Annotated in this window: 10 protein-coding genes; 3 read left to right on the plus strand and 7 right to left on the minus strand. The window is 60.8% G+C overall.

Annotated elements, in window-relative coordinates; genetic code table 11:
* Positions 1 to 41 precede the first annotated feature (41 nt).
* Positions 42 to 248: a hypothetical protein gene (locus MFF26_RS25850; protein ID WP_238308915.1), complete on the plus strand. Its 207-nt coding sequence runs from the start codon at positions 42 to 44 to the stop codon at positions 246 to 248.
* Positions 249 to 757: 509 nt separating this feature from the next.
* Here the strand turns inward: MFF26_RS25850 and MFF26_RS25855 are convergent.
* The 7 genes from MFF26_RS25855 to MFF26_RS25885 all read right to left on the minus strand — a co-directional run bounded on the left by MFF26_RS25855 (position 758) and on the right by MFF26_RS25885 (position 6,765).
* Positions 758 to 1,123 (minus strand): hypothetical protein, encoded by a 366-nt coding sequence (locus tag MFF26_RS25855; protein WP_238308916.1) that lies wholly within the window; start codon positions 1,121 to 1,123, stop codon positions 758 to 760.
* A gap of 186 nt (positions 1,124 to 1,309) precedes the next feature.
* Entirely contained in the window at positions 1,310 to 1,507 is a 198-nt protein-coding gene (locus MFF26_RS25860) for a DUF2934 domain-containing protein (RefSeq protein ID WP_238308917.1), read from the minus strand.
* A 97-nt stretch (positions 1,508 to 1,604) separates the two neighbouring features.
* Positions 1,605 to 2,024, minus strand: coding sequence for a DUF6894 family protein (locus MFF26_RS25865; RefSeq protein WP_238308918.1), 420 nt, complete (start codon positions 2,022 to 2,024; stop codon positions 1,605 to 1,607).
* A gap of 290 nt (positions 2,025 to 2,314) precedes the next feature.
* The gene (locus MFF26_RS25870) at positions 2,315 to 4,786 is read right to left on the minus strand and encodes a PAS domain S-box protein (RefSeq protein ID WP_238308919.1); all 2,472 of its coding nucleotides are present in this window, start codon (positions 4,784 to 4,786) and stop codon (positions 2,315 to 2,317) included.
* A 572-nt stretch (positions 4,787 to 5,358) separates the two neighbouring features.
* Positions 5,359 to 5,715 (minus strand): Hpt domain-containing protein, encoded by a 357-nt coding sequence (locus tag MFF26_RS25875; RefSeq protein ID WP_238308920.1) that lies wholly within the window; start codon positions 5,713 to 5,715, stop codon positions 5,359 to 5,361.
* A 27-nt stretch (positions 5,716 to 5,742) separates the two neighbouring features.
* The gene (locus MFF26_RS25880) at positions 5,743 to 5,976 is read right to left on the minus strand and encodes a hypothetical protein (RefSeq protein WP_238308921.1); all 234 of its coding nucleotides are present in this window, start codon (positions 5,974 to 5,976) and stop codon (positions 5,743 to 5,745) included.
* A 105-nt stretch (positions 5,977 to 6,081) separates the two neighbouring features.
* Positions 6,082 to 6,765, minus strand: a complete 684-nt coding sequence (locus MFF26_RS25885; RefSeq protein ID WP_137830257.1) for a LuxR C-terminal-related transcriptional regulator — start codon at positions 6,763 to 6,765, stop codon at positions 6,082 to 6,084.
* 166 nt (positions 6,766 to 6,931) lie between these two features.
* On the opposite strand from MFF26_RS25885, the gene MFF26_RS25890 reads away from it, so the two are divergent.
* Positions 6,932 to 7,801, plus strand: coding sequence for a response regulator (locus MFF26_RS25890; protein ID WP_238308922.1), 870 nt, complete (start codon positions 6,932 to 6,934; stop codon positions 7,799 to 7,801).
* Between the two features lie 181 nt (positions 7,802 to 7,982).
* The coding region (locus MFF26_RS25895; protein ID WP_238308923.1) for a PAS domain-containing hybrid sensor histidine kinase/response regulator at positions 7,983 to 10,931 on the plus strand (2,949 nt) is incomplete at its 3' end.

Raw genomic sequence — 10,931 nt, forward strand, 5'->3', positions numbered from 1 at the left:
GACCATCCAAGTGTATATTGTATAGCCCTGCCTGATCGCATATGAATTACACAGCTTTTTGGCAGTTCTCTGTTGGGAACGTTGAGCAACTCAACGCGCATCCCAAAGATAGCATTCTCCTTGCCTTCAGACATATCATGGATGATGCATGGCACCCGTGTGCCATCTTCGAACACGGCAACACCTTGTTCCGCCATATCTTTACGATCAAACTTCCTGCGATCACGGAATTGCTTGAGGCTTTTTGATCTTTCCTGATCCATTTTACTACAACCTTACATGTACCAACTCGGCCAATTATCGATCTACACGTAATCAAGTTTCAAGGCTGTTAAAGCCCGCAGGCATCGGTCATCGTTATTTTCGACGTATAAATCCGATTACGACCAAGCCGTTTGGGCACATGCATTTTGCTGCGTTGAAATATCCGGTATTTGTTATTCGCGAAAATTTTATGTGCCGGTTGACGTCCCGCGGTTGAATTAATTACGTGCGATAATGTCATTCGCACATTCAGAAGGTTCTATACGGACACGACGAGACTAGCGAGTATAAGGTTATGGCTAACCAGTGATTTATCGAAGGCTGCCGAGTGCAGCTATAGTACATGAAGTAGAATAATATGACCGCACCAGACCCGTCTTAAACAGTTCTTGAAGTATACGTCATATGCTTGATTTTGATAATAGACTCAATTAAATTTTTTTACGTAAATATGTCGTCGATATCTATAAATTATATCAATAAGTTGTACATATTAGCGGGCGATACTTCTCTGGCCAGCTGCAATAGCGGCTTCGATGCCGGATCCAGCACGTAATGACAAGGCTATGGCGGCAGATGAGGTATCGATAGCTTCACTGCGAGCCGTACTGTAATCGTATTTTGGGTCGTAGCCTGGGCGCAATCGTGCGTGATAATTATCTGGATGACTTTCGTCTAATGATTGTTTTAATATCGTACAAGACAAAGTATAATCATCGTTAAATTTGCCATTCGAATACGATCTATTATCGTGATACTCACCCCGTTCAGTGCGTTCTGCTTTTCTAATTCCTTCCTTATCTTCGAGCCTTTGCACCAGAAACTTTGATATTTTTTCGCGCAGCCAATAAAATATCATAACTAAGATCCTTCATTTCGATATATCTTAATCACGATATGCGGCTGAATACGAGCGAAAACACGTCATGACCAGAACTCTTGGGGCCGTCCCATAAAGGAAATAGCGTCCATATTCCGTGATGCGCCGGATCTCGGGCCCCTTTTCGCTTACCGCAACGGGCACTCTTCCAGGGGGAGAACCATTTCAGATGGCTACGTGAAGCCCTGAGATCTGATCCCTATCGTATTGAGATAGACACTTTTGACGCTCAGCGCGCAACTCGCGCTCGGCCATCACCCAAAACTCGGCATCGAACCCATCTGGCCGGTGATTGCGCTCCCAAAGGTCATAAGCGCGCTCCCGGATCTCGGCGGTGGTGATCGGTGGTTCATCCTGCGACATGGATCGTCATTTCTGTAACCCTGGCTGAGCGCGTTGACCTGAGCCCGCCGTACTGAGTGGGCAGTTGTCCTGGCTACTGCGAATGCTTGTAGCCGGATTATTCCTTGCCAGCGACCTTGTCAGCCCAGTGTCTAGGGCTGTCTTTCACCTCGCCCTTGGCCTTCTGCGCCTTGTCCTCCGCCTTTTGGTTTTCATTACCAATCGCCGTGTCGACCCCGTGCTTGATGCTGTCGGCGGGCTCATCTGCCAGACTATCCACCTTATCCGTGGTGCTGCTTCTGGCTGGCGCTGAAGGCGACGTCATTGACAGATCGAGGCGAAAGAGGGTTGCTCCCTGGGCGTCCATGACTTCGAGACGCCATCCGTTGGCAAGGCGCTTCTTACGTGCTCCATCCTTGATGATGCTGGCGGCATAGCGCAGGGCTTTAATGCAAGCTTGATCGAGATCCTTCAACTCGGCTCCCTCATGATCGAGGATGTTCAAACCATCGTAGATATTGAAATGGTAGCGAGGCATGCGCAGTTCCGCTTGGTGAAGACGGGATCAATTCAGCTCTTACTCGTAAGCGCGTCTAAAACAACTTGCTTGCGATTGCTGTCATTGTATTGGACTCTGGACACTTGTCACCAACAAATTTTTGACATTTATTGCCAAATGACCAAAAAATACAATATATTAATATTCTATGGCAAGTTGCTACCGCATGAGCGAACGTACGCTTACTCGTAACACGGAAATCAACTTAGATATTCCATTGATGGAAGGGCTGCCTTCGGGAGCATTTTGGACTGGTCATATATTTGAAATTATGACCACCGCGCCTGCTGCTTGCCGCTCTCAATAATCGAGCGGATGCGGGCGGCCATGTCATTCATTGCAAATGGCTTGGTCAACACGGCCATGCCGGGGTCTAGTCTACCGTTGCCAAGTAGGGCGTTCTCGGCATAGCCGGTAATAAACAGTACCTTGAGGTGCGGTCGGGCAATCCGGGCCGCGTCGGCCATCTGGCGTCCGTTCATACCGCCGGGCAGGCCGACATCGGTCACCAGCAGATCAATCCGCACATCTGATTGCAGCACCTTGAGGCCTGCAGCGCTGTCACCCGCCTCAATCGCGGTATAGCCGAGGTCTTCCAGGATATCCGTGATGAGCATGCGCACGGTCGGCTCGTCATCGACCACCAGCACCGTTTCGTTCTGCTCTGAGCGAGGCAGCGCGGCTTTCGTTTTGCTGGCCTCCTCGTCTTCAACCTCGCCGTGGTGGCGCGGTAGGTAGATCGTCACCGTCGTGCCCTGCCCGACTTCGGAGTAGATGCGCACCTGTCCGCCGGACTGCTGCGCGAACCCGTAGATCATCGACAGGCCCAACCCGGTGCCTTCACCGATGGGCTTGGTGGTGTAGAACGGCTCGAACACGCGAGCGATCACCTCCGGCGGCATGCCGGTGCCGGTGTCGGTCACACTAAGCGCGAGGTATTGACCCTCCGGCATGTCATGTTGCCGGGCCGACCGCTCGTCCATCCACTTGTTGGCGGTCTCCACGGTGATGCGGCCCCCATCAGCCATAGCGTCGCGCGCATTGATGCAGAGGTTCAGCAGCGCGTTTTCAAGCTGCGAGGGATCGACCAGCGTGGGCCAAATGCCGGTTGCGCCGACCACTTCGATTGAGATAGCGGGCCCTACCGTGCGCTGAACCATCTCCTGCATGCCTGCCACCAGCCGGTTGACGTTGGTCGGCTTCGGGTCAAGCGTTTGGCGGCGCGAGAACGCCAACAGGCGGTGCGTGAGGGCGGCTGCTCTCTTCGATGCGCCTTGCGCCGCCGCCATGTACCGCTCAACGTCCTTGAACCGCCCCTGTTGCATCCGCGTCTGCATCAGTTCCAACGAGCCGGAGATGCCCGCCAGCAGGTTGTTGAAGTCGTGCGCCAGGCCCCCGGTGAGTTGGCCGACCGCCTCCATTTTTTGAGCCTGCCGCAAAGCTTCCTGCGTCTGGGCCAACTCCTTCTCAGCGCGAAGACGATCGGAAATGTCCTTGGCGTAGTGGAACGCGCCGATGATCCGCCCACCTTCGTCGCGAAGGGGCGAGTAGGACACCTCCCAATATGGTTTGATGAGGTTCGGGTCGCCGAACTCTTCCGTCACCGTGTAGGCTTCGCCTTCGAGGGCACGGGCCATGAAGCCGCGCATGATTGGCGCTTGGTCCGGCGGAAACAGGTCCGGAAATACCTCCCCGAGCTGAACGCGGCAACCGAAAATCCTGTAAAACTCGTCGCTGTGCGCTCGATTAAAGGCGATGAGGCGATATTCATTATCGAACGCGCAAATCGGCGCGGCGCTTGATTGAATGATATCGCCGTACAGACGCAGCTCTGCAGTACGATCGGCGATCTGATGTTCGAGCGAGATGCTACGATTAAGCGATGCGGCCTCGGCCTGCTTACGCTCGGTAATGTCAGAACCGGCCCCGTACCATTCAACGACTACGCCAAGGTCATTCAGCACTGGCACGGCACGCGACGACATCCAACCGATTGACCCATCAGCCCGATATACTTGATGTTCAAGGTGGAAAGTCGTCTGCGTGTGGAGGGCGCGGTCGATCTCGGCTTGAAGGCCCTGGCGTGTCTCGGCAGGAATGTACCTCTCCACCCACTCGGACGTTTCCGATGTCGTGTCAGCGAGGAACTTGCCATCGGAAAGCTGGAGCATGCGGGCCCAGTCCGCGCTCATTCGGTAACGGACCTCAGCGGACGAGCGCAGCAGGGCATCCAGCATGTGCTCACGGTCCTTGAGGGCCGTACTAAGCGTGTGTAGGTGCTCTCGCTGGATCGTCACATCAAATTGCGAGGCGAAAAAATAGGTAAGATTGCCGTCTATATCAAATACTGGTGAGATGAGAACCCGGTTCCAAAACAGCTCGCCGTTCTTCTTGTGATTACGAACATCAATCTCGATAGTGACGCGGCGGGCAATGGCATCGCGGATTTTTGCTACATCATCCCGATTTGTCTCTGGACCTTGAAGAAATCGACAGTTCCGGCCGATGATCTCGTCGTGACTGTAGCCGGTTAGCCTCGAAAACGCAGCGTTGACGAAGATAATCGGGTTGTCGGGCTGATAAGGGTCCGTGATAATCATCGGCATCCGCGTTGCGCGCACGGCGGCGGCAAAGGGATCGTTGCTGGTATCGGTGCGATGGATTTCAGCGTCGATACGGTTGTGTTCACGGCGATCAGTCAAAGTCCCGTCGCCTCTCTTGCGACCTCCCGGTAGGAGCATGCTGCTGTCCTAGCCTGACCGTACCATGGCACAACTCGTTTGTGCGCACTTCCCCGTGCGTCACAGGGGAGCGAGACACGTGCCGTTCATAAATGATAGTTTCGCATATAACCCAGCGCACGCTGGCTGCCCCTATGCTGAGCCGTTTGCTTGGGAGCGGATTGCGAAACCGATCGCGACCAAGTCGTTCGGCCGCTCGGCGCGGGTAGGGGATGTGATGCCGACGGTTCGTGAGGCAGGTGTGGGCCGTCGCCAACCACAGTTTTGCGCAGGATGGGTAGAACATAAGGAAGGGGCCAACCTCTCGGTTGACCCCTACGCCGCTTGCGCGACGTTCCGCTCTGAGTGCCACAGTCACTGGGGGGATTATGACCGTACCACCAAGGCGGAACCAACCACCGGTCGGGGTGTGAAGTGACCGGTTAATCAATGATCTCAGATGTCATTCGCGACCTTACCTTTTGCTCCCGAAAGCTTCTAGGTGACAGCAGCAGGTCTAGCTCTCAAAGATGCGGTAGGTTCGCCGCTCAGATGGCATCAAGGTGCTGACTTTGGTTTGGTAGTTTGGTCTCTCATGGAGACAGTTGAACTGGTGTCCGTATCCGCGCGCCGATGATCCACCGGGCGGTCGCGATAGCCTCACGTAGGTTCTGTAGGTCGCCCTGCTGTATGCTGCCCCGAGCCCCAGCGGTGTCGACCACCTCGCAGGCACGGGACAACCGGTTGAAGCCCATGAGCCCGGCTTCTGACTTGAGGCGGTGCACGCTGGCCAGACCGGCCCGACTGACGAGTTCATCCTGAGGCATGCCGCTCAGACGAACCAGCGTCTCCTGAAGCAGGCCAAGCATTTCGGCAGCACGGGCAGACCCGAGGAGCCTAGCGACCTGCTCGTACGTCGCGGAGTCGAGATCGGCAACCGTGTCCTGCATTGGATCCTCGCATCGTTCGGAATTACGTCAACGTCCGGGGAACGGGGACGCCAGTACGACGCGCACCGAGCGGACTGGATCAACCGGGGGCATGACGGGATGGGCGATGGTGAGACCCGGCACCGCTGCCTCCCCGATCGGCGCCGAACCGAGCACCAGCGAGGGCAGGACGCTCGGCGGTGCGGGCTGACCGGGATGCAAGCTGATGCTGACGCCGAGCACTGCAGCGGCGAGTGCGGGTGGGACAAGAAGGTAGGTCATGGCGATCGTTGCTTCGAAAGGTGACCCCTTCTTTTGGCCACGCTCGACCGCAACCGTCACCTCAGCCTGGCGGACTGTTTAGGGCAGCCTGATAGACCTAGTGGCCTACGGAGCAGGCCGCGGCCGGGCCAAGTTCGCACCGCCCCAGGCTGCTGCAGCTGAACGGTTCGGCACACCCAGCGCCTTCAGCAGGGTCGCTACATGGATCTTCACGGTGCCCTCCCCCAAGGAAAGCGTCCGTGCAATTTCCTTGTTCGACTGCCCAGCGACGATCAGGTCGAGCACCTGCTTCTGGCGCGGTGTGAGTGCTGCGGTTGGATCCAGTGCAGCTTCTCGCCAAGCCGCGGGCGCGGCTACCGAAGGTGCGTCCGCACCGGGCACGCGGGTGATGAAGGCAGGCACGTAGACGAAGCCGTCAAACACCATGCGCAGGGCCTGGATCAGGGCCTCGACCGAGGACCCTTTCGGCACGAAACCGTGGATGCCGACCCGGAGGGCGAGAAAGACGTCTTCTCGCTCGGTCGAACCAGAGACCACAACGGTCAGCACGTCCGGGAAGCATTCCCGAACCGCAGACAAGCTGGCCGGGCTTTCCATGCCGGGCATGGCGAGGTCGAACAACGCGAAGCGAACGTCCGGTTTCTCGGCCAGCGCTTCCAGCGCCTCGTCGAGTGAGCCCACCTGATGGATCTCTGCAATACCCAAGTGCTCGGTCAGAATGCTGGCGAGCGCAATGCGGAAGAACGGATCATCGTCCGCGATGATGGCCTTGCCGGTGCTGCGGGTCATCCTCGCCCGTCCTCGAACTCGTCGGTCCCGCAGATACCGTAGGCCAACTGGTCTATTCGGGCATCTCCTGATGTCCGTGAAGTCTACTGGATACTCAGCCCCGCCGCGTCGTAGCAGTTTCGTGTGGATCTGGCGCGATCGCGTGCCGCATGCCGGGAAATCTTCGATGCACGCCCCAGTCAAAAAGCCTGTCGTGGTCGTTGCCGAGGACGATCCCATCGCCATGCGCATCGTAGCGGCCGAACTCTCATCTGCTGGTTACCAAGCCGTCACCTGCTCGGATGGCATCACCGCGCTCGAATACGTGGCTCACGGCGAACGCCTCGATGCGCTGATCACCGACGTCTATATGCCCGGCTCCATCGATGGCTTTTTCCTCGCTGCCGAGGTGCGGTCGCTACGTCCGCGCCTGCCAATCATCTATCTGTCTGGGAAGAGCATGGAGGCCCGGCACATGGTCGCTGGCTCCCGCTTCCTCGAAAAGCCCTTCGAGGTCGGGCAGCTCGCGATCCTGATGCGAGCGGTGATGTGCGGCGCCGTTGCCAACCTAATGGCCGAAACTTGGTCGCTGCGGCTGGAGACCGAGCGCAAGTTCCTCGTCAGGAATGATGCGTGGCGGGCGCTGGCAGCTGGTAGCCGGCGGCTCTCGGACGGTCTGATTGGTGCGGCTGGCGGCATGAAGGTTCGGGTGCGCAAAGATGGCACCCGCGCCTGGCTAACGGTCAAGGGACCGCGGACCGGCATCAGCCGCATGGAGTTCGAATGCGAGATCTCCGTGCGCCAAGCGGATGCTCTGCTGGCCTCGGTACTCGACGACAACCGGATCGAGAAGCTTCGTCACAGCGTGCCGCATGGCGGCCTGACATGGACGGTCGATGTCTACGGAGGTGATCTAGACGGCTACGTGACCGCGGAGGTCGAGCTGACCAGGGAAGATCAGGATTTGGCGCTACCCGACTGGGTCGGGCGGGAGGTTACAGGCGACCCGCGCTTCAGTCAGGGCGCGCTGCGCCGGATGAACTGGAAGGCGGTCTGAGGACCGGTCCCGTCCCGGACGGCGACAAGCGCGGGCCTACCGCGCGTCCGTACCGGCGGGACCTCGGAAAGGGGGGAAGCGGGACATGGCGACGAACGGGTCGGACATTGGCGCGACCGGGACCGCCTCCGGAACCGGAGGCTCGACGTTCGATGGTCGCAAGGGATGTTCGGCGCCGTGCGTGGCGGCGCTCGCGGTCGTCGTCCTCGGCCTGGTCGCGGCGCTCGGCGCCGCCCAATGGACGCAGATCCGGAACGGTCGCGCCGCCGCGGAACGCTTCCGGGTCGTGGCAACCCGCGTCGCGTCCCTCGTCGAGGAACGCATGGCCCGATACGAGTATGCGGTGCGCGGTGCACGCGGCGCCGTGGCGGCGGCCGGCGAGGCCGGCATCACCCGGGATGGCTTCCACCGATACGCGTCGACCCGGGACATCGGACACGAGTTCCCCGGTGCCAGGGGGTTCGGCTTTATCCGCCGTGTACTGGAAAGCGAGGCGGCGGAGTTCTCGATGGCGGCGCGCCGCGACGGCGCCCCGGACTTCCGCATCCGCCAACTCAAGCCGCACGACGGCGAGCGCTGGGTCATCCAGTACATCGAGCCGTTTGCAGCCAACCGCGAGGCCGTCGGCCTCGACGTCGCCTCGGAGGAGCATCGGCGCGGGGCGGCGCTCCAAGCGATGGAGACCGGCACCGCAACGCTGACCGCTCCTATTACGCTGGTGCAGGCGACCGGATTGAAGGAGCGTGGGTTCCTGCTGTTCCTGCCGGTGCTGCGTCCCGGCATACCCACGGACACGTCGGATGCGCGCCGCGCCGCGACTCTCGGATGGACCTACGCGCCTCTCATCATCGACGAGGTCCTGACCGGTCTAGACCTCGACGCGGGGGAACTCGACGTCGCCATTCGGGATGTCGCGCCCGATGCCGTCTCGCGGTTCTACGTAAGCCGGGACGTGGCCGAACCGCCGGCCGGCGGCCTAATGTCGACCCGACGCCTGTCGGTCTTCGGCCGGACCTGGGACGTCGACGTCGCCGCGCGGCCCGCCTTCATCGCGGGGCTGAACCCAGTCTCGCCCTCAACAGTGGCCATCGTCGTTCTCGTCGGCTCGCTACTTCTGGCCGGGCTGGTCTACGTGCGCCTGCTCGGTCGACGCCGCGAGGTGCTTGCCGCCGTCGAGAAGGCGCGGCTGGCGGCCATCGTCGAGAACGCCGACGACGCCATCGTCGGCAAGTCCCTCGACGGCGTCGTCACCGACTGGAACCCAGGTGCGGAGCGCTTGTTCGGCTACTCGGCCGCCGAGGCCACCGGGTGCAGGGCGGAGGATTTCATCGTCCCCGGGCACCTCTGGGCGCAAGAGCGCAACGTCCTGCTGCGCATCCGCCGCGGCGAGACGGTGCCACCGTTCTCAACGCTCAGGGTGCGCAAGGATGGCACGATCTTCCCAGTGCAGGTGACCGCCTCGCCGATCCGCACTCCGGACGGCTCCGTCGCCGGCATCGCCGCCGTTACGCGCGACATCACCGAGCAGGCGGCAGCGGAGGAGCGCATCCGCTCGGTCAACGCCTCGCTCGAACGGCAGGTGGCGGAGCGGACCACGGCGCTGCGGGCCGGGTCAGCCTTGCAGCGGGCCATCCTTGCCCACGCCGGCTACGCGGTCATCGCCACCGACATGCATGGGACCATCACCCTGTTCAACCCGGCCGCCGAGAGGATGCTGGGTTACGCCGCCGACGAGCTGGTGGGTAAGGCGACCCCATCCACGTTCCATGATCCGGCCGAGGTTGAGCGCCGGGCCGGTGTCCTCTCGCGCGAATTGGGAAGAACCGTCGAGCCGGGCTTCGAAGTGTTCGTTGCCAAGGCCCGGGGCGGCCAGCCCGATCCCGGCGAGTGGACCTACGTCACCAAGGGCGGCGACCGTCTGCCGGTTCTGCTCAACGTCAGCCTCCTGCGCGCCGAGGACGGGCTGGAACTCGGCTTCCTCGGCATCGCCCTCGACCTGAGCGAGCGCTACCGCCACGAGGCGGAGATGAAGGCCGCCCAGGCCGGCACCTGGAACTACGAGGTCGCGACGGGACGCGTGCTGTTCTCCGCGGAGTGCGCCCGCCAGCACGGGCTGCCGGAACGCGAGACCGAGGTTGACGTCGAGACCGAGTGGAAGCCGCTCGCTCATCCCGACGACGTCCCGCACGTCCTTGCCGACCTCGCCCAAGCCATCGAGGGCGGTGGCAGCTACACTACCGAGTTCCGCGTGCCGCTGAGGGAAGGGGGCATGCGCTGGATCACCGCCATCGGTCGGGTCGAAGCGGACGCCTCCGGCCGGACCTCCCGAGTGATCGGCCTGACGCTGGACACTACCGCCCGCAAGGTGGCCGAGATCGCGCTCTCCGAGGCCAGGGCGGTGGCGGAGGCGGCGAGGGCGGAGGCCGAGCGGGCGAACCGGGCTAAGACCGACTTCCTTGCCTCGATGAGCCACGAGATCCGTACGCCGCTCAACGCGGTCATTGGCTTCACTGACCTGATGCTGGCCTCGGGGCGGCTCGACCCCGGAAACCAGCATCAGGCCGAGCTTGTCCGCTCCTCGGGCAACGCGTTGCTGACGGTCGTCAACGACATCCTCGACTTCTCCAAAGTCGAGGCCGGGGCCATCGAGTTGGTTGAGGCGCCGTTCCCGCTGCTCTCCATGGTCGACAATTGCGTGTCTATCGTCCGGGGGCCCGCCGACGCCAGGGGGCTGGAGTTCCGGCTTCGGATGGACCCGGCCCTGCCGCGCTGGCTCAAGGGCGACGAGAACCGCCTGCGGCAGGTGCTGTTCAACCTGCTCAACAACGCGGTGAAGTTCACCGCGGCCGGCTCGATCACGCTCGACGTTGCTCCGGAGGAAGGCATCTTGGGCGGCGACCGCCTGCGCTTCCGCATCATCGATACCGGCATCGGCATCCCGAAGGACAAACAGAACCGGCTGTTCCAGCGCTTCAGCCAGGTCGACGGCTCGATCCAGCGCGACTTCGGTGGCACCGGGCTCGGCCTGGCCATCTGCCGGCACCTCGTCGAGCTAATGGGCGGCGAGATCGGCGTCTCTTCGGTCGACGGCGGCGGTTCCACCTTCTGGTTCACCGTGCGCATGCCGCGG

Origin of the sequence: Methylorubrum suomiense (assembly GCF_022179765.1) — a bacterium.
GTDB classification, from domain to species: domain Bacteria; phylum Pseudomonadota; class Alphaproteobacteria; order Rhizobiales; family Beijerinckiaceae; genus Methylobacterium; species Methylobacterium suomiense.

What these genes read in the sequence shown, in the direction of transcription:
- MFF26_RS25850 (WP_238308915.1), top strand. Translation starts at nt 42, where the DNA reads ATGAATTACACAGCTTTTTGGCAGTTCTCTGTTGGGAACGTTGAGCAA.
- MFF26_RS25855 (WP_238308916.1), bottom strand. Translation starts at nt 1,123, where the DNA reads ATGATATTTTATTGGCTGCGCGAAAAAATATCAAAGTTTCTGGTGCAA.
- MFF26_RS25860 (WP_238308917.1), bottom strand. Translation starts at nt 1,507, where the DNA reads ATGTCGCAGGATGAACCACCGATCACCACCGCCGAGATCCGGGAGCGC.
- MFF26_RS25865 (WP_238308918.1), bottom strand. Translation starts at nt 2,024, where the DNA reads ATGCCTCGCTACCATTTCAATATCTACGATGGTTTGAACATCCTCGAT.
- MFF26_RS25870 (WP_238308919.1), bottom strand. Translation starts at nt 4,786, where the DNA reads ATGCTCCTACCGGGAGGTCGCAAGAGAGGCGACGGGACTTTGACTGAT.
- MFF26_RS25875 (WP_238308920.1), bottom strand. Translation starts at nt 5,715, where the DNA reads ATGCAGGACACGGTTGCCGATCTCGACTCCGCGACGTACGAGCAGGTC.
- MFF26_RS25880 (WP_238308921.1), bottom strand. Translation starts at nt 5,976, where the DNA reads ATGACCTACCTTCTTGTCCCACCCGCACTCGCCGCTGCAGTGCTCGGC.
- MFF26_RS25885 (WP_137830257.1), bottom strand. Translation starts at nt 6,765, where the DNA reads ATGACCCGCAGCACCGGCAAGGCCATCATCGCGGACGATGATCCGTTC.
- MFF26_RS25890 (WP_238308922.1), top strand. Translation starts at nt 6,932, where the DNA reads ATGCACGCCCCAGTCAAAAAGCCTGTCGTGGTCGTTGCCGAGGACGAT.